This window comes from Citricoccus sp. K5 (assembly GCF_902506195.1).
Lineage (GTDB): Bacteria > Actinomycetota > Actinomycetes > Actinomycetales > Micrococcaceae > Citricoccus.
Genome location: NZ_LR732817.1, coordinates 3,328,523 through 3,346,678, shown reverse-complemented (window position 1 = coordinate 3,346,678; position 18,156 = coordinate 3,328,523). Strand labels below are relative to the sequence as shown.

Sequence of the window (18,156 nt, the reverse complement as noted above, 5' to 3'; positions counted from 1 at the left end):
ACCGTCCCACCACGCACCGGAACCCCGGTCCCCGCTTCAGGGGACCGGGGTTCCTGCATACCCCGACGCCGGCCCCGCACCTCTCAGACGGCGGCGCGGTTCCGCAGGGCGAAGGATGAACCGTAGTGGTTCTGCGGCAGGTGGTCGCCCTGGCCGAAGAGCTTGTGGCGCATGGTGCCCTCGGTGTACTCGGTCTTGTAGCGGCCGAGCTGCTGCAGCTCCGGGACCACGTACTCGACGACGTCCTCGAAGGTGCCGGGGGTGATGTGGTAGGCGAGGTTGAAGCCGTCCACGTCCGTCTCGTCCTGGATCCGGGCCAGTTCCCGGGCCACGGTCGCACCGGAGCCGATGATGACCGGGCCGAAGCCGCCCACGCCGCACCACTCGGCGAGCTTACGCACGGTCCACTCGATCGAGTCGTCGCCGGAGGCCTTCTTGAAGGTCTCCACGGCGGACTGGATGGCGTTAGACTTCACGTCCCCGATCGGCTCGTCCAGCTCGAAGTCGGCCAGGTTGATGCCCATCCAGCCGGACATCAGCACGAGGCCGCCCTCCACGTCGATGTACTGCAGCAGGTCCTGGTACTTGGCCTGGGCCTCCTCATCGGTGGCGCCGGTGACGACGGTCTGCATGGACATCACGCGGACGTCGTAGGGATCACGGCCGGACTCGACCAACGCCTGGCGGATCTTCGCGGTGGTGCCCTTGATCAGGTCATCCGTGGGTGAGTTGATGAACACAGCCTCGGCATGCTTGCCGGCGAAGGCCCGCCCGCGGGTGGAGGCGCCGGCCTGGTAGACCACCGGGGTGCGCTGCGGGCTGGGCTCGGTGAAGGCGATGCCCGGGGTCTTGAAGTACTTGCCCTCGTGCTCGATCCGGTGCACCTTGGACGGGTCGACGAAGACGCCGGTCTCCTTGTTGTACTGCACGGCGTCGTCTTCCCACGAGCCCTCGAGCAGCTTGTAGACCACGTCCAGGTACTCGTCGGCGTGGTTGTACCGTTCGTCGTGCTCCATCTGGTCTTCCTGGCCCATGTTGATGGCGGCGGAGGGCAGGTATCCGGTCACGACGTTCCAGCCCACGCGGCCCTCGGTCAGGTGGTCCAGGGTGGCCAGGCGGCGGGCGAAGGGGTACGGGTGCTCGTACGCGGTGCCGGCGGTGACCCCGAAGGTCAGGTTCTTGGTGACGGCGGCCATCGGCGGGACCACGAGCATCGGGTCGTTGACCGGGACCTGGGTGCCGGCCTTGAGCGTGGCCTCGTCGGAGGCCCCGTAGACGTCGTAGGGGCCCAGCACATCGGCGATGAACAGGCCGTCGAAGAGGCCCTTCTCCAGGGTCTGGGCCAGCCCGGTCCAGTAGCCCAGCGTGTTGTAGTCGCGGGCGTGGTCCTCCGGGTGGCGCCACAGGCCCGGAGACTGGTGGGCCACACAGTTCATGTCGAAGGCGTTGAAGAGGATCTCCCGCTTCCCGGCGGGGGTGGTGGGCACGCCCTCGGGGAGATCGTTCGATCCATGGGCGTTCTCGTTGCTGGGGACAGACACGGTGGTGCTCCTTCCATCGGTCCTGGCGGTAGCACCTGTCCGGTTCCCCGGTGGTTGCTGCGGCGTCGACGAGCCAGATCTCTCGGCCGCTCTGGATGGGTACCCATCGATTCCACCACACCTCCGGGCGCGACCCCAACCGAGGTTCACGCGGAGTCACCCGGCGAGTCAGCTCGAGGCGAGGACCACGATCGGATCCGTGGTCGGCGCCTCGGACCCTCCGGCCGGCTCCACGGTGACGGCGAGCGCCGCATCCGCCGGGACATCCTGCATCCGCACGAGGGCGAGGCCGTCCTGGACTTCCAGCAGCCCGGCCGACTCGGGGGCCGCCTCACCCTGGATGGTCCACATCTGGTAGGCGCGGCCCTCAGCGGGGACCGGCAGGCCTCGCGCCGCCAGCACGGTCTCGCCGGACGGAGCGCGGGCCACCTCGACCTCACCGCCGCCGGTCACCGGGGACTCCAGCCGTTCGGCACCGTCGACCTGCAGGATCTGCTCGATCGCCGTGAGCTGATCGCCCTCGGTCACGCCACCCGTGGGTGCCCACGGCTGGCTCACCACCACGGCCACAGCGACGGCGGCGGCCGCGGCGGCCGAAACCGCCCCCACCCACCAGCGGCGCGCGGTCGGCCGGCGTCGGGCACGGTGGCCGTCCAGATCGGCGACGCCGGCTCGCTCGGTGCCGGGGCGGCTGTCCGCACCGTGCCCCGTCAGGGGCGAGGCGTCGCTATCCGCGGCAGGCCGGGCGGCCGAGCCGGTCACGGCGACGGCTGAGAGGACACGGTCCCGCAGGTCGGCGGGAGGCTCGGCCGGTGTGCTCACCGCCAGGCGGGAGACGGTGCTGCTGAGGGCATCAGCCCGGGCCCGGAGCTCGGGGTCTGAGCCGAGCCGCTGCTCGATGGCACGGCGCTCGTCCTCGTCCACGGCGTCCAGGGCCCAGGCGGCGAGCAACTCCGCGTCGAACTCGTTCTTGATCTCGTGCTCGTTTCCGTTCGTCATGCTCCCACCCCCAAACAGTCCTGTAGTCGTTGGAGCGCACTGCGCATCCGGGATTTCACGGTGGCCAGTTTGGCACCGAGTCGTTCAGCGACCTGCCGGTAGGTCAGTCCGCCGTAGTAGGCCTGTGTCACGGCCTCATATTCCAGGCCGGTCAGCGTGCCGAGGCATTTCGTCACGCGCTCCCGGTCCTCCGCCGATTCCACGGCCTCGGCGACGTCATCCCGGTCCCGCTCGAACCCGGAGACACCGGCCCGTTCCTCCCGGTCCCGGCCGGATTGGGTGGAACGGATCAGATCGACGGCCCGGCGGTGGGTGATCGAGCAGACCCAGCCGACCACGGATCCGCGGTCAGGGTTGAAGCGCTCGGCGGAGCGCCACACATCCACGAGGGCCTCCTGGGTGACGTCGGCCGCGAGGTCGGCGTCACGCACGATCTTCCGTGCCAGGCCGTAGGCCGAGGGGGCCACGGCGTCATAGAAGGCGGCGAAGGCCTCCTGGTCTCCGGTGGCACTGCGCTGGAGCAGGCCCACCAGGTGGGCGTCCCGCTCGCGCGCAGCACTGCGGCCGGGTCCGGTGCCTGCAGTGCTCGTCATGGCTCCACCCTATCCGGGCAAGGGGCCAGGAACGGCTTACCTGTCAGGGGCGTCGCTCAATATGGGTGGTGTTCTCATCCGCTTGGCTCCTTGGGTGTCGGTCCGGTGGTGGCCCGGTGGGGTGTCGGTCCGGTGGCCTGCTTGGCCGCCGGGTGCTGTCTGGTGTTCGGAGCCGACGCCCCCGCGGATGGGTCTGGCTCAGACCTCGTCGGCGACCCCGGTCTGGAGGTAGGGCACCGTCTGGGTGCCGTTGACCTCCCAATCGCCCACCATCCGGGCCATGAACACGGCCGGATCGTGGCTGGCGATGGTCCGGGCATTGCGCCAGTGCCGGTCCAGCTGCAGGTCCGTGCTGGTGGCAGAGGCGCCGAGCGTGTCGAAGATCCGCGTGCAGGTGTCCAGCACCAGCTTCGGCACCATCACGTGTGCCCGGTGCGCCGTCAGGGCGGCGCGGTGCATCGCCTCGGCCGTGGCGCCGCCGCCGTCCATCCCGACGCCGGCGAGGGCCAGTGCCGCATCCAGGTCCCGCCCGGCGGCGCGCACGAGCTCCTCGGCAGTGGCCTGCTGGGCGGAGAGCTCGCCGATGATCCCCAGCAGCTGATCATCCTCGCGCGGGCTCAGCCCGCCCCCGGTGTTCGGCGAGCGTCTCCGCCGCCGGGTCTGCTCCACGCCGTCGCGCAGCGCGGCCCGTCCGATGCCCGCCAGCAACGCCATCAGCGTGGACTCGTGGTGCAGTGGGACCGGCCCGTCGGCGGGCGGCAATGCCAGCAGCTCCTCGACGCCGGCCCCGTGGAACTCCATGGTGCCCGTCCCGGTGAGTCGCTGGCCGAAGCCGTCCCAGTCGTCCTTCACAGTGATCCGCGGTTGCCGCACCCGCACCACGGCGAGCGCGACGTCGGCCCGCTGGGAGCCGCCCCGGCCGCCCGGGCCGGCGGCCGGCGTCGTGCCCTGGGGCGTGGCACTCCGGGAGGTGGTGGCGCGGGGCAGGACTTTGCGCCGGAAGGAACGGGACACGCTCCGGTCCAGCTGGACGGTGGCCAGGGCCCACGTGGAGAAGATGCTGCCGGTCGTGTAGTACTTGCTGCCGCTGATCAGCAACTGCCCCGCCTCGTCCTGGGAGACGGTGGTCCCGAGCCCGCCGAGCGGTGCATCGCGTCCCTCGGACAGGGCGCTGCCGGCCACCTCTCCCTCGACCACGCGCCGCAGCCAGCGGTCCTGGACCGTGCGGTCGGGCTGGGCCAGCACATGCTGGACGAAGCTGAGGTGGCTGCGCAACAGGTGCGCGGTGTTGGCGTCCACGGCGGCAAGATCCATCAGCAGCCGGAAGGCGTCCTCCTGGCCAGCCCCCGCTCCCCCGGCGGACTCTGGGACGCTGAGGGCGCCCAGGCCCTGCTCGCGGAGCTGCTCGAAGGCCGCGAAGGGCAAATGGCGGCCGGCCTCCCGGGGCAGTTCCCCCTGCGCCACCTCGGCGAAGGCCGGGGCGAAGCGGTCGGACAGGGTGGTGTAGCGGGACGGCAACGTACTCGTCATGAGAAGGGCTCCATCGGTCCTGGCGGTAGCACCCTGGCCCCTGACGGGCGGGTTGCTGCGGCGTCGACGAGCCAGATCTCTCAGCCGCTCTGGATGGTGGTCCCCTCCATCAAGCCGGTCTATGGTGCTCCGTGTCAAATGCGCTCACCGGTACCGGCCGGATACGGGTGACTCGGGGCGGCCCCGGACAGTCATCGGAGGTCAGAGTGGTCGCAGCTGGCCCCATCGCCGGAGTTCCAGCGTCTCGGTGAGGGTGATCTCGGCCCACACCGCGTCGAGTGAGAGGCCGAGGACCTCGGCGATGGCCGCAATGGTCGGGAAGGCCGGCGTGGCGACCCGGCCTGATTCGATCTTCCGCAGCGTCTCGGGCGACACCCCGGCATCGAGCGCGACCTCGAGCATCGTGCGCTCCGCCCGAGCACGCCGCAGGAGGGCGCCCAGGCGCTCCCCACGCTCGATTTCTGCAGCACTCAGCGGCAACCTCACCATGGACTCCATTCTAGTTCCAGGTCCGGGATAATATGGCCGGTATAGTTATTGGAACCGGAGATAGTTGTCGGCATCCCAGAGAAGTCCCGTGAAAAGGCAGCGCATGATTGAAATCCTGACCCCCGCCGAGCTGGATCGGGCCCGTGACTCCGGCGCCCTCGTCGCCGAGATTCTCCAAGCCCTGAGGAGCAGGGCCGCCATCGGCACGAATCTCCTGGAAATCAACGAATGGGCCCGCGTCCTGATCATCGAGGCCGGGGCAACCTCCTGCTACGTCGACTACGAGCCCTCCTTCGGGCGGGGGCCCTTCGGGCACTACATCTGCACGGCTGTCAACGACGCCGTGCTGCACGGCAAACCACATGACTACACACTGGCCGACGGCGACCTGCTGACCCTCGACCTCGCGGTCACCCTGCGCGGCATCGCCGCCGATGCCGCCATCAGCTTCATCGTCGGCGATGCCCGCCCCGCCGAGAGCGTCACCTTGATCGAGACCACGGAGCGCGCCCTGGCCGCAGGGATCGCCGCGGCCGGGCCCGGAGCACGCATCGGCGACCTCTCCCACGCCATCGGCTCTGTCCTCAGCGAGGCCGGGTTCGCGGTCAACACCGAGTTCGGCGGCCACGGCATCGGCTCCACGATGCACCAGGACCCTCACGTCCCCAACACCGGGCGGCCCGGGCGCGGCTACGTCCTTCGCCCCGGACTGCTCCTCGCCCTGGAGCCGTGGGCCATGGTGGACACCGATCGACTCGTCACGGATGCCGACGGATGGACGCTCCGCAGCGCGACCGGCTGCCGCACGGCGCACAGCGAACACACGATCGCCATCACCGAGGACGGTGCCGAGATCATCACGGTGCCTTCTCCCGTGCGGGATTGAATCCCTCTGACGTCACATTTCGTCCTGCAGCCCCTGCTCGCAGCCGCTGGGCCGACATCGGCTTCGAAAGTGCCCCCATATGACGCACCATGACGTCAAGCGATCTGCGGCAGAGTAGGCAACAGGGACGGGGAAAACACCGCCGTACAGCCCCTCGACGCCGGTGAACTCGGGATTCGTGGGCTGTTCCGCGCTTGACATGGATACCGCGTGTTCTGCTTCACTGGATGAATCAACCATCCAGAGCGGCCGAGAGATCTGGCTCCGTGACGCCGCAGCAACCTCCCGCGTTTCTCCGGGAAGGTGCTCATGCCAGAGCCGATGGAGCGTGATTCACGGTGACTGCCCTTGCCGAGTCCCTGCCCGGTTCCAGCGTCCTGACGGCGCCGCCGGCCTCGACCACCAGCCTGGCGGTGGAGTTCCGCGATGTCGGCCGGTCCTTTCCGGCCGCCGCCGGCGCACGCACCGTCTTGCGAGACATCAACCTCACCGTGGAGCCGGGCGAGGTCCTGGCCATCATCGGTGCCTCCGGCTGCGGCAAGTCCACCCTGTTGCGGGCCGTGGGCGGCCTGGACACCGGCAACACGGGGCAGATCCTGGTCGGCGGGTCCGCCGTCCGGCCCTACGACTCCCGCACCGCAGTCGGGTTCCAGGAGCCCCGCCTCATGCCCTGGCGCACCATCCACCAGAACGTGGCCCTGGGCTTGCCCCCGAACACGGGCCGCGCGGAGGGCCGCGAGAGCGTCGACCGATTGTTGGAACTGGTGGGCCTGGCCGAACACGCCACCCTTCGGCCCCGGGAGGTCTCCGGCGGCATGGCCCAGCGAACCTCGCTGGCTCGTGCCCTGGCCCGGCGTCCTGGCGTCCTGCTATTGGACGAGCCCTTCGGCGCGCTCGATGCTTTGACGCGATTGCGGATGCAGGACCTGTTGCTGGACATCCATGCCAAGACCGCCACCACGGTCCTGCTCGTCACCCATGACGTGGACGAGGCGCTCCAGCTGGCCGACCGGATCCTGCTGCTCGGCCAGGACCCCGCCCCGGGCGCGGCCCCCGGTGCCACCACCCGCACGATGGTCACCGTCCCCGGTCAACGGCCTCGGGATCGGGGTTCGGCCGAACTGGCCCGGCTCCGATCCGAATTGTTGGCCGGACTGGGCGTGGACGCCCACCGCCACTAGCCGGACCCGGCCAGGGCACCGCTGCGAGCATCCCCCGCCTCCACGTCGCACGGCCCTTTCTGCACGCCCCCCTCTGTACCCGCTGTACCCGACCAATTGCCCCGCGCCACAACCCCTGCCGGCCCGGGAAGCACCGCACCCTTCGAAAGGCACCCCATGCGCTCACGAATCACCCTGTCCGCCGCCACCCTCGCCATCGCGGCTCTCGCCCTCACCGGTTGCGTGGCCGGCGAGGGATCTGGTGGTGAGGCCGCCGAAGCCGGTGCCGGCGGTGGTGCCGAGGGTGGCGAGCTGAACATCGACTACGCCACCTACAATCCGCTCTCCCTGGTCATCAAGGAGAAGGGCTGGCTGGAGGAGGAGCTCTCCGACGAAGGCGTCAGCGTCAACTGGATCCAGTCCGCGGGTTCCAACAAGGCCAACGAGGCCCTGCGTGCCGAGGCCATCGACGTGGGCTCAACGGCCGGCTCCGCCGCCCTGCTCAACCGCGCCAACGGCACCCCGATCAAGACCATCAGCCTCTACTCCCAGCCGGAGTGGGCCGCCCTGGTCACCTCCGCCGATTCGGACATCACCGAGGTCACGGACCTGGTCGGCAAGAACGTGGCGGCCACCAAGGGCACCGACCCCTACTTCTTCCTCATCCAGGCCCTCGGCGAGGCCGGCGTGGACGAATCCGACGTCACCGTGCAGAACCTCCAGCATGCCGACGGCAACGCCGCCCTGAACAACGGATCCGTGGACGCCTGGTCCGGGCTGGACCCGATCATGGCCGGGGCCGAGGCCGAGGGTGCCGAGCTGTTCTACCGCAACGTCGACTTCAACACCTACGGCTTCCTCAACGCCACGGAGTCCTTCCTCGAGGAATCCCCCGAGCTGGCTCAAACGGTGGTGGACGTCTACGAGCAGGCCCGTGAGTGGGCCCTCGAGAACCCAGAGGAGACCGCGTCGATCCTCGCCGAGGTGGCCGGCCTCGAGCAAGACGTGGCCACCATCGTCATCGAGGAGCGTTCCAACCTGGACGTGGACCCGGTCCCCGGCCAGGAACAACTGGACGTCCTTGAGGTCGTCGGCCCGATCCTGGTGGAAACCGGTGACGTGGCCAGCCAGGAGAACGTGGACAAGGCCCTCGCCGAACTCCTCGAGCCCTCGTTCGCCGAAGAAGCCACGCAGTGAGCTCCCTCGTCTCCCCCGAACACCTGACCCCGGCATCGCATAGGGCTGACGAGGTGGCGGGGCGCCGCAACCGGGGCTCGACGCCGGCCGGCCGGGGTTACGGCTCGAGCTCCCGGAACGGCGGTGGTCCCGCCACCGGCCGGGGCACCCGCGGGATCTTGGGCACCCCGGCCGGCCGGGCCGTCGTCGGGCTTCTGCTGCCCGTGGTGCTGGTCGTCGCCTGGTGGGCTGCGACGGCTGCCGGCTTGTTCTCGCCGGTGCAGCTTCCCTCGCCGGCCTCGGTGGTCAGTGCGGGGATCGATCTGGCCGCCGACGGATCCCTGTGGCACCACATCGCCATCTCAGTGCAGCGGGTGCTGCTCGGCTTCGTGATGGGCGGGGTCCTCGGCCTGCTCATCGGCTCCATCCTCGGACTCTCCACCTGGGCCGATGCCCTGCTTGCGCCCCTGATCGGAGCGATTCGCGCGGTGCCGTCGCTGGCGTGGGTGCCTCTGCTGATCCTGTGGATGGGCATCGGTGAGGACTCGAAGGTGACATTGATCGTGATCGGCGCGTTCTTCCCGATCTTCACGAACGTATATGCGGCGCTCAAGCATGTGGACCCGCACCTCGTGGAGGCTGGCCGCGCCTTCGGCTATCACGGCCTGCGCCTGCTGCGGACCGTCCAGTTGCCCGCCGTGGTGCCCTCCGTGTTCTCCGGCCTGCGGCTGGCGCTCGCCCAGGCGTGGCTGTTCCTGGTGGCCGCGGAACTCATCGCCTCCTCCATGGGCCTGGGGTTCCTGCTCACCGACTCGCAGAACAATGGCCGTACGGATCGATTGGTCCTCGCCATCATCCTGCTCGCCGTGATCGGCAAGATCACCGACTCGATCCTCGGTTTCGTGGAGCAGAAGGCCAATAAGCGCTGGGCGTGACGCCGGCGAGGTTCGGATCCATCACTTGCGGGCAGAGAACAGTACGGTTCCCTGCCCGCAAAGTGGTGTTCGCCTGGGGGTCCTACAATGACGGCCGTGTCCTCCTCTGAGCCCTTCCGAGAACCGTCCCGAACACCCTCCCGTTTCAGCGAAGAACCCCTCGACGCCGAGTCGAAGACCCTCCGCGCCGCCGGAACGTGGACCGGTCGGCAACAGACGCGGGTGAGCGTCTGCGAGTTCGAGTTCACCGTGGACGAGCCCGAGTCGGTGGGCGGCCGCAACCAGGGGCCCACCCCCATGGAGTACCTCGCCGGTGCGGTGGATGCCTGCATCACCGTGACCGCGGAGCAGGTGGCCGCCCGGCGCGGCCTGGAGCTGACCGGGATCAACACCTATTCGCTCGCCCGGCAGGACCGCCGCGGCCTGGCCGGTACCGCGGACGTCCAGCCCTACTTCCACCGCTACCGGCTGCAGCTGGCCATCGGCACCCCCGAGACGGACGCCACGGCCCTGCGGGACTTCGCGGCCGCCGTCGAGCACTCCTGTCCCGCCGTGAACCTGCTGCGGGACGCGGGCGCGGGCCTGACCGTGGCCTGGACCTTCGCCGGGCGGACCGTGGACCATGACGCCGAGGCCGCCTGCAATCGGGCCCTCGGCTACCAGCCGCGGATCGGCCCCGTGGACGCCCCGGAGCCCGTGTTCACCTGCGAGAACGCCGACGCCGGACACGAGGCCTCCAGCGCGGCCGAGCCCGGTGCACCCGAGCCGGGCGCCGACGTCGTGCCCGGTGCCGGCAGAGAACCCCGCGCATGACCGCCGCCGGACTCTGGACCGTGGCGCTCGCCCTCGTCTACACCGCCTGGCTCGTGGTCGGCGGGCGGATCATGGTCCGCCGCCAGGAGACCGGCAAGGGCGGATTCTTCGTGGGCGGGCGCTCCTTCGGTCCGTGGACCGTGGCGTTCTGCATCACCGGGCTGTTCTCCGGCTCCTCCTACATCGCGATCGTGGAACTGAGCTACCGGACCGGGATCTCCGCCGTCTGGTACGGCGTGGCGGAGACCGTGCAGATCCTGTTGATCGCGCTGCTGCTGGTCAAGCCGCTGCGGGAGAAGCTCGTGGTGACGGTGACCGGCATCATCGGGGATCGCTTCGGCCGGGCCGCGAAGGCCATCAGCTCGGTCATCACCGGGCTGACGTTCCCCATGTACTCCGTGGCCACCACCATCGCGTTCGCCTCTGCCCTGCACGTGGTGACGGACCTGTCCCTGCCGCTGTCCGTGGCCGCGACCGCCGTGGTCCTGCTGGCGTTCCTCTCCGGCGGCGGGATGCGCTCGGTCGGCTTCAGCCAGACCATGAACGTCATCATGATCGGGCTGATGTTCCTCGTCGGCATCTGGGTGCTGCTCGTGAACCCGGGCTTCGGCGGGGCGGACGGGCTCGTGGCCCGCGCGGCCGAGGCACCCGAGATGCTCGACCTCTCCAACGCCGGCGTGTCCCTGATCGTGGCCTGGTTCGGCACCTTCATCATCAACGTGCCCCTGGCCCAGGCGGCCTTCCAGATGTCCATGTCCGCACGCACCCCGGAGGACGGCCAACGGGGCCTGTACCGTGCCGCCGTCCTCGGCATCCCGCTGATCCTGCTGGGCGTGGTCATCGGTGTGGCCGCCGCCCTGGTGCAGCCGGTCGAGGCCCTGCCGCTCGTGGCCATCCCCGAGTACATCGCGGACGTGGTGCCGCCCTGGGCCGCGGGGATCTTCTTCGTGGGACTGTGGGCCTGCGCGCTCGGCTGGGCCGGTCCCTGCCAGTTCTCCGGAGCCACCTCGCTGGGCAGGGACCTCGGATCGGCCCTGATCCCCGCGGCCACGGAACGTCAGCTGGTCCGCTACACCCGCGTGGCCCTGGTCGGGCTGACCGTGGTCATGGTGGTCTTCGCCCTGCTGCGCACCGAGGAGTCGGCGTGGTGGAACGTGATGGCCTGGACCCTGCGCAACGGGGCCACTCTGGCGCCGGTTCTCGCCGCCTTCTTCTGGCCGCTGGCCACCCGGTCCGCCGCGCTGACGGCCATGCTGGCCGGATTCGGCGTGGGCATGGCCTGGTACGCCGCCTCCGGCTTCCACGCCACCGACTTCTTCCTGGGTGTGCACCCGGTCTGGGTGGGCATGACCGCCAACCTGCTGGGCATGGTGCTCGTCACCCTGGCGCAGTCGCGGTGGCGGCTGGTGGCGCCAGGCCGGGAGCGCCAGCGCGGGGTCACCGCGATCATCGCCGCCGGGCTGCTCGTGGTGGCCGGTGCGGCGCTGTGGCCCTGGCTCGTGCAGTTCGGACTGGTGGGCCTGGTCATGCTCGCGGCCATGATCACGGTCTTCGTGGCGGCGGTCCTGCTGACCGAGGGCACCCCAGCGCCCGACGCCGGCCCGGACCCCGCGGACGAGGCCGTCCCGTCCCGCTCGCAGCCGGCTTCTTGACCGGCGGAATCCTCGCCTACCGTGGTCATCACCACCGCACGCCAGGAGGACCCCGTGAACGACCTGATCCCGACTGAGCCCATGGGGGCTCCGGTCACCGATACGCCCACCAACATCGTCAGGGACCCGGCCGCCGTGGCGCGGGTGCACGAGCGACTGCTGGTCCCGAACTTCCCACCCCGGGAGTTGGTCTCGGTGGAGGAGCTGCTCGCGGACGTCGCCCGGGGCTCGGCCACGGTGCACGTGGTCGGCGGCCCCTCCGACCCCGTGGCCGTGGCCATCACCGCCACCTTCACCGGCTCCCCGGCCGTGCTGCTGAGCTACGTCGCCATTCGCGCCGACCAGCGGGGACGAGGCGTGGGCACGGCGCTGCTGGCCGGGCTGCTGGCCGGCATCACCGCGGACCCTGAGGTCTCCGTGGTGCTCGCCGAGGTGGAGCACCCCACCCATCATCAGGCCCACCCCGTCCACGGGGACCCGGCCGCGCGGTTGCGCTTCTACGCCCGCCTCGGTGGGCAGATCCTGGACGTGCCCTACTTCCAGCCGCCGGTCGACGAGACGCAGGACGCCGTCTACGGCATGCTCCTGCTCGTTCTGGCCCCGCCGGAGCGCTTCGTCCGCGGGCAACGGCTGCTGCCGGAGGCCGGACTGGCCGCAGCCCTGGAGGAGTTCATGGCCGGGACCGATCCAGAGCGGTATCCCGTCGGCTCCGTGCTGGAGGCCGCCGGCCATCCCGAGGGCGTCCGGATGCTGGCCGTCGAGGAGCTGGGCCGCGCCCCGGTGTCCCACCGCCCGTGAGCCGAGGGCGGCCGCTGCCGGGACGGGGTCCCCCGCCCCAGGCTCGGACCGTCCCGCGGCTACTGCATCCGCGTGGACTCCGCGTCGATGAAATGCTGCGCCCGTTGCAAGGTGTGCGAGGAGTAGGTGCCGCCGGCCCGCGCGTCGAGCAGGACGGACTGTTCCACGTCCACGAGCTGGCGGCGCAATTCGCGGTGCTGCTGGGCGTGACCGTCCGGATCGTCGTCATTGACCATGGCCGCCAGCGCCTCCGTGGCGGCCAGGCCCCTGCTCCGCGTCCGCTCCAGCACCTCAGGGGCGAAGGGCTTGCCGTTCTCCCGCAGCAGCGCCTGATTGTCCAGGAAGGCCTGGCGGGCGGCGATGATCTCCTCGGCCAGGCGGGTGACCTCGCGGCCCTCGGCCACCTCGCTGGTGCCCTTGATGCCCAAGACACGGATCAGCAGGGGCAGCGTGCCGCCCTGGACCACCAGGGTGATGATGGCGACGGTGAAGGCGATCAGGATCAACTCGGCCCGGTAGGGGATGTCCGAGGGCAGCGACTGGGCCGCCGCCAGGGTGACGGCCCCGCGCATCCCGGACCAGGCCAGTACGGCACCACCGCGCCACCCGAGGCTGTGGGTGGCCTGGAACTGCGCATCCGCACGCCACCGCTGCAGCCTCGACGCGCGCCGTGGATTGGCGTCCTGCTCACCCTCGGCGACGGCTTCCAGGGCGGCGTCCAGTTGCTCGGCGACCTCGGGTATCCGGCGCTGACGGGCCCGCAGGTGCGCGATCAGCGGGACCACGAACAGGATGCGGACCCCGAAGAGGATCACGGTGCAGGCGGCCGCGAGGGCAACGGCCATCCACAGCCCCCGGCCGGAGGACTCGGCATCCGCGACGATCGAGGTGATCTCGAAGCCCATCAGCAGGAACACGCCGTTCTCCAGCAGCAACTGGATGGTCCGCCAATTGGTGCGGTCGGTGATGCGGTCCACGGCACTGAAGCGTTTGGGCGCCTGATGGCCGGTGACCAGCCCGGCCGCCACCACAGCGATGACGCCCGAGGCGTGCAGGTTCTCCGCCGGCATGTAGGCCAGGAACGGCACGGTCAGGGAGATCGCGGTGGTGAGCACCGGCTGCTGGCGGATCCGGGACCGGGCCCACACCGTGAGGCCGCCGACCAGCAGCCCGACTGCCACCCCCGCGATGACCGCGTAGGCGAAGTCACCGATGGCGCCCCAGAACGTGATGCTGCCGGCGGTGGCGGCAATGGCGGTGCGGAGCATGACGAGCGCCGTGGCGTCGTTGACCAGCCCCTCCCCCTCGAGGATCATCACCAGCCGCGGCGGCAGCCCCAGCTTCTTGCCGATGGAGGTCGCAGCCACGGCGTCCGGCGGGCTGATCACGGCCCCCAGTGCCACCGCCGCGGCGAAGCCGATGTCCGGCAGCACCCACCAGATCAGCCAACCGGTGGCGAAGGCGGAGGCGATCACTAGCAGGACGGACAAGGCGCTGATCGTCTCGAGGTCCCGGCGGAAATCCGTGATGGGGACGTTGACCGCGGCCGAGTAGAGGATCGGCGGCAGCGCGATCATGAGGATCCACTCCGGCTCCAGCAGGATCCTGGGTGCCCCGGGGATCAGGCTGCAGCCGATGCCGACGATGACCAGCAGGATGGGTGCGGCCACGCCCAGCTTCGGGGCGAAGAGTGACACGAGGACGATGATCAGGACGCCGGCCACGGCCAGCAGTGCGAATTCTTCCAAGGGGCCTCCCCGTTCCGGTGGCTGGCGTCACCACTGCCCGTCCAGACTAATCCCGGCGCCGTAGCACGGCTTCACCGGTTTGGTACGGGCCCGGGACCCGGACGTACAGTGGAATCGACCATCCCGAGCGGCCGAGAGATCTGGCTCTGTGACGCCGCAGCAACCCGTGGTCGACGCCGGCCCCTTTCCGGGCTCGGCATCGGCCACCAGGTGCTACCGCCAGATTCGATGGAAAGAAGGTTCTGTCTTGTCTGTTGCCCCGAACACCACGACCACCACCACCGCCGAAACCGGCGCCTCCCCCGCTCCGCTGCCGGGCCCCCTGCCGGGCTCTGTCCTGAACGCCGCCGACACCACCGCCCACCCAGGCCGCCCCGGGAACCTGCTCCACGGCGGCCTGGGCGACGGCCAACCGGTGGACGAGGCCGACCGCCTCGCCTTCTGGGACCAGGCCGCGCGCCGCCTCGACTGGCAGACGCCGTGGAACAACACCCACTCCTGGACGGCCCCGGACCCGGTGGCCGAGCGCGGTCCGGAGATCCGATGGTTCGAGGGCGGCACCCTCAACGTCGCGGTGAACTGCGTGGACCGGCACGTGACAGCCGGCCGCGGTGACAAGGTCGCGCTGTACTTCGAGGGTGAGCCCGGCGACCGCCGCGCCGTGACCTACGCGCAGTTGCAGAAGGAGGTCAGCCAGGCGGCGAACGCGCTGACCGAATTGGGCATCGGGAAGGGCGACCGCGTGGTCGTCTACCTGCCCGTGCTGGTGGAGACCATCGTCATCACCCTGGCCTGCGCCCGGATCGGCGCAGTGCACTCGCTCGTGTTCGGCGGCTTCTCCGCCGAGGCGCTGAAGTTCCGCGTGGAGGACACCGGCGCCAAGCTGCTGGTGACCTCCGAGGGCCAGTTCCGCCGTGGGAAGGCCGTCCCGGTCAAGGCCAACGCGGACGAGGCCGTCTCCGGTGAGAACAACATCGAGCACGTGCTGGTGCTCAACCGCACCGGACACACAGATGTGGACTGGGTCGAGGGCCGGGACGTCTGGTGGCACGAGATCGTGGACCGCCAGCCGGAGACCCACACCCCCGAGTTCTTCGATGCCGAGACGCCGCTGTTCATCATGTACACCTCCGGCACCACGGGTCAGCCCAAGGGGCTGGTGCACACCTCCGGCGGGTACCTGGTCCAGACCTCCTGGTCCTACGACTACCTGTTCTCCAACCCGGATGTCACCGCGCGGGATCAGGACGTCCACTGGTGCACGGCGGACCTGGCCTGGGTCACCGCCCACACCTACGAGATCTACGGGCCGCTCTCCAACGGCGTCACCCAGGTCATCTACGAGGGGGTGCCGAACGCACCGCACCCGGGCCGGCACTTCGAGGTCATCGAGCGTTACGGCGTGACCTCGTACTACACGGCGCCGACGCTCGTGCGCTCCCTCATGGGCTGGTTCCCGGAGGGCATCCCCACGGACTACGACCTGTCCTCCATCCGCCTTGTCGGCACCGTCGGCGAGGCCGTGAACCCGGAGGCCTGGACCTGGGCGCGCACGCAGATCGGCCGGGACCGGCTGTCCACGTTGGACGGGGAACTCCAGGAACAGACCAACGACGCCGGCGCGCAGGTCCCGCGCGATGGTTCCGTGGGCGTGCCCATGGTGGACACCTGGTGGCAGTCCGAGACCGGTGCGACCATCCTCTCCCCCCGGCAGGACGATGAGCGGTTCAAGCCCGGCTGCGGTTCCCGTCCGCTGCCGGGCGTGGACGTGGCCGTGGTGGACGACTCCGGCGCGCCCGTGGCCGCCGGCCTGCAGGGCAAGGCCGTGATCACCCGCACCGGGCCGTCCATGGCCCGCACCGTCTGGGGCAATCCACGGCGCTACTTCTCCTCCTATTGGAAGGACTACGCCGAGCAGGGCTGGTTCCTGGCCGGGGACGGCGCGAAGTATGACGAGGACGGGGACATCTGGATCCTGGGCCGCATCGACGACGTCATCAACATCTCCGGCCACCGCCTGTCCACCATCGAGATCGAGTCGGCACTGGTCTCCCACCCCGGCGTGGTGGAGGCCGGCGTCTGCCCCGTGCCGGATGCCAAGACCGGGCACGCCGCCGTCGCCTTCGTGGTGGCCCACGCGGGCTACGCCGAGGGGGGCGGGGCTGCCGTGCCGGAGGACTGCACCCCGGCGGAGGCATTGCGCCGCCACGTGGGCACGGTGATCGGCCCGGTGGCCAAGCCGCGGGAGGTGGTCTTCGTGCCGGACGTGCCGAAGACGCGATCCGGCAAGATCATGCGGCGACTGCTGACCCAGCTCTACGAGGGCACCGCCCTGGGGGACACCACGTCCCTACAGAACGAGCCGTGCGTCGGGCAGATCGCCGACGTCATGGCCGGTCGATCACCGTCAGGGCAGACTCCAGCCCGGTGACTCCGCGGTGACCTCCCGGTGACCCTGCAACCCCTCCGCTGGGTGGTCAGATCCCGTCGCGGATCCGCGCCGGATCGCCACCGGAATTGACCACCCAGGGTGCGGGGCGCCGTCGCCCTGCACGCGGCCCGCAGCTGTCAGTCGTCGGCCTGGCCGTAGGTCCAGTACGAGGACAGGGACAGCATCCTGCGGTCCACGCCGCGCTCCTCGGTCAGATGCCGGCGCAGGCGCTTGACCATGGACTTCTCCCCGTGGACGAAGGCGTGCACCCGGCCGGCGGGCCACTCGGACCTGCCGATCCCCTCCACGGTGGCCGCCAGCTGCGAGCGCCCGAGCCGGTACTCACCGCCCCGGTGCAGCCACGTCACCTCGACACCTGAGGGCACCGTCAGTTCCCATTCGTCGGCGGGTCCGCCCACCTCGATGAAGGCCTGCCCCACGGCACCATCCGGCAACGCGGCGAGCGCGGCGGAGATCGCGGGCAGGGCCGATTCATCCCCCACGAGCAGGTGAGCGTCGGCGGTCGGGTCCGGGGCGTACTTGCCGCCCGGGCCGGCGAAGGCCACCGGATCTCCCACCTGCGCCGCCGCGGCCCACGGCCCGGCCACCCCGGAATCCCCGTGCAGCACGAAGTCGATCACCACGGTCCCGGCCTCGTCGTCCACCGAGTGCACCGTGTAGGTGCGGCGGACAGGGCGCTGGTGCTTCGGCAGTGACTTGCGCAGCGCCTGCACGTCGTAGGGCGGGGTCAGACCCAGGGCCGGGTCAACGAAGAGGATCTTCACGTACTTGTCCGTGAAGTGGTTGTCCCGGAAGTCGGCGAACCCCCGTCCCCCGAGGGTCAGCCTCTGGAAGTGCTCCCCCAGCCGCTCGGTGGAGACCACGTCCAGGACCACCTGCCTGCCCTTGCGGCGGTCCGACGAATCACGGGTCTCCACGGGCCCCAGCGCCCCGTGCCCCGTCACGCCGTCCCGGACATCGCCATCCGCGTGGCCGTACTGGCCGTACTGGCCGTCGTCGCTGCGCTCCTGGCGCACGCCATGCCGGTGGCTCCTGCGGTGGTGGTGGTCGTCCTTGCCGTGCTTGCCATACTTGTCCCGCTTCCCGCGCTTGCTCACGGTGCCGCCGGCCGCCACCTGCTCGCGCAATCGGGCTGCCTTCAGGGCGTACTGCGCCGCCTTGTACTCATACTTGGCCACGGCATAGCGTTCCCGGGCCGCACGGTACCGCTCGTACGCTTCTGCGGCATTCGGCTCGGAACTCCCGCCCGCCGGCCGGCCACTCCCTGCCGCCGGTCCCGTCGCCGCGCTCGGTGCCGCTGGATTCCCTGCCGCCGCGCTCGCCGTCTCCGGGCTCTCTGCCGTCGGGACATTCTCGTCTGTGCTGCCCATGGGTCCTTCCTGTG

Annotated in this window: 15 protein-coding genes and 4 riboswitches; of the genes, 8 read left to right on the top strand and 7 right to left on the bottom strand. The window is 70.3% G+C overall.

The features are described 5' to 3' along the window. Positions 1 to 83: 83 nt before the first annotated feature. The 5 genes from BOSE125_RS15055 to BOSE125_RS15035 form a co-directional block, all read right to left on the bottom strand. The gene (locus BOSE125_RS15055) at positions 84 to 1,487 is read right to left on the bottom strand and encodes an LLM class flavin-dependent oxidoreductase (protein WP_256375998.1); all 1,404 of its coding nucleotides are present in this window, start codon (positions 1,485 to 1,487) and stop codon (positions 84 to 86) included. Positions 1,488 to 1,551: 64 nt separating this feature from the next. Next, a riboswitch (SAM riboswitch) is annotated at positions 1,552 to 1,643 on the bottom strand. Positions 1,644 to 1,709: 66 nt separating this feature from the next. Next, positions 1,710 to 2,540: an anti-sigma factor domain-containing protein gene (locus BOSE125_RS15050; RefSeq protein WP_159553848.1), complete on the bottom strand. Its 831-nt coding sequence runs from the start codon at positions 2,538 to 2,540 to the stop codon at positions 1,710 to 1,712. Further along, the gene (gene sigK / locus BOSE125_RS15045) at positions 2,537 to 3,133 is read right to left on the bottom strand and encodes an ECF RNA polymerase sigma factor SigK (protein ID WP_159553846.1); all 597 of its coding nucleotides are present in this window, start codon (positions 3,131 to 3,133) and stop codon (positions 2,537 to 2,539) included. The genes BOSE125_RS15050 and sigK overlap by 4 nt, the downstream gene beginning before the upstream one ends. A 198-nt stretch (positions 3,134 to 3,331) precedes the next feature. Beyond that, on the bottom strand, positions 3,332 to 4,663 hold the full coding sequence (locus BOSE125_RS15040; protein ID WP_159553844.1) for an acyl-CoA dehydrogenase family protein: 1,332 nt from the start codon (positions 4,661 to 4,663) through the stop codon (positions 3,332 to 3,334). Positions 4,664 to 4,670: 7 nt separating this feature from the next. Then, positions 4,671 to 4,763, bottom strand: a riboswitch (SAM riboswitch). A gap of 101 nt (positions 4,764 to 4,864) precedes the next feature. Further along, positions 4,865 to 5,152: a helix-turn-helix transcriptional regulator gene (locus tag BOSE125_RS15035; RefSeq protein ID WP_159553842.1), complete on the bottom strand. Its 288-nt coding sequence runs from the start codon at positions 5,150 to 5,152 to the stop codon at positions 4,865 to 4,867. A gap of 103 nt (positions 5,153 to 5,255) precedes the next feature. On the opposite strand from BOSE125_RS15035, the gene map reads away from it, so the two are divergent. The 7 genes from map (at position 5,256) to BOSE125_RS15000 (ending at position 12,572) form a co-directional block, all read left to right on the top strand. Beyond that, complete coding sequence (map, locus tag BOSE125_RS15030) at positions 5,256 to 6,038, top strand: type I methionyl aminopeptidase (RefSeq protein ID WP_159553840.1); 783 nt, start codon at positions 5,256 to 5,258, stop codon at positions 6,036 to 6,038. 233 nt (positions 6,039 to 6,271) lie between these two features. After that, positions 6,272 to 6,383, top strand: a riboswitch (SAM riboswitch). Continuing rightward, positions 6,377 to 7,219, top strand: a complete 843-nt coding sequence (locus tag BOSE125_RS15025) for an ABC transporter ATP-binding protein (RefSeq protein WP_201301220.1) — start codon at positions 6,377 to 6,379, stop codon at positions 7,217 to 7,219. (Overlaps the previous riboswitch by 7 nt.) Before the next feature lie 156 nt (positions 7,220 to 7,375). Then, complete coding sequence (locus BOSE125_RS15020) at positions 7,376 to 8,395, top strand: aliphatic sulfonate ABC transporter substrate-binding protein (protein ID WP_159553838.1); 1,020 nt, start codon at positions 7,376 to 7,378, stop codon at positions 8,393 to 8,395. Then, a complete protein-coding gene (locus BOSE125_RS15015; protein ID WP_236558052.1) occupies positions 8,392 to 9,309 on the top strand; it encodes an ABC transporter permease in 918 nt (305 codons plus the stop codon). Before BOSE125_RS15020 ends, BOSE125_RS15015 begins: the two co-directional genes overlap by 4 nt. Before the next feature lie 96 nt (positions 9,310 to 9,405). Next, positions 9,406 to 10,122 (top strand): OsmC family protein, encoded by a 717-nt coding sequence (locus BOSE125_RS15010; protein WP_159553836.1) that lies wholly within the window; start codon positions 9,406 to 9,408, stop codon positions 10,120 to 10,122. After that, positions 10,119 to 11,774, top strand: a complete 1,656-nt coding sequence (locus BOSE125_RS15005) for a sodium:solute symporter (RefSeq protein WP_159553834.1) — start codon at positions 10,119 to 10,121, stop codon at positions 11,772 to 11,774. The genes BOSE125_RS15010 and BOSE125_RS15005 overlap by 4 nt, the downstream gene beginning before the upstream one ends. A gap of 54 nt (positions 11,775 to 11,828) precedes the next feature. Next, positions 11,829 to 12,572, top strand: coding sequence for a GNAT family N-acetyltransferase (locus tag BOSE125_RS15000; RefSeq protein ID WP_159553832.1), 744 nt, complete (start codon positions 11,829 to 11,831; stop codon positions 12,570 to 12,572). 59 nt (positions 12,573 to 12,631) lie between these two features. Here the strand turns inward: BOSE125_RS15000 and BOSE125_RS14995 are convergent, their stop codons facing one another. Next, positions 12,632 to 14,320 carry a sodium:proton antiporter gene (locus tag BOSE125_RS14995; RefSeq protein ID WP_159553830.1) on the bottom strand — a complete coding sequence of 563 codons (1,689 nt, stop codon included), beginning with the start codon at positions 14,318 to 14,320 and terminating at the stop codon, positions 12,632 to 12,634. 115 nt (positions 14,321 to 14,435) lie between these two features. After that, positions 14,436 to 14,555: riboswitch (SAM riboswitch) on the top strand. 12 nt (positions 14,556 to 14,567) lie between these two features. On the opposite strand from BOSE125_RS14995, the gene BOSE125_RS14990 reads away from it, so the two are divergent. Next, positions 14,568 to 16,751, top strand: coding sequence for an AMP-binding protein (locus BOSE125_RS14990; RefSeq protein ID WP_159553828.1), 2,184 nt, complete (start codon positions 14,568 to 14,570; stop codon positions 16,749 to 16,751). Between the two features lie 137 nt (positions 16,752 to 16,888). Here BOSE125_RS14990 and BOSE125_RS14985 read toward each other — a convergent pair whose 3' ends face one another. Then, positions 16,889 to 18,142: a siderophore-interacting protein gene (locus BOSE125_RS14985; RefSeq protein ID WP_159553826.1), complete on the bottom strand. Its 1,254-nt coding sequence runs from the start codon at positions 18,140 to 18,142 to the stop codon at positions 16,889 to 16,891. Positions 18,143 to 18,156 lie beyond the last annotated feature (14 nt).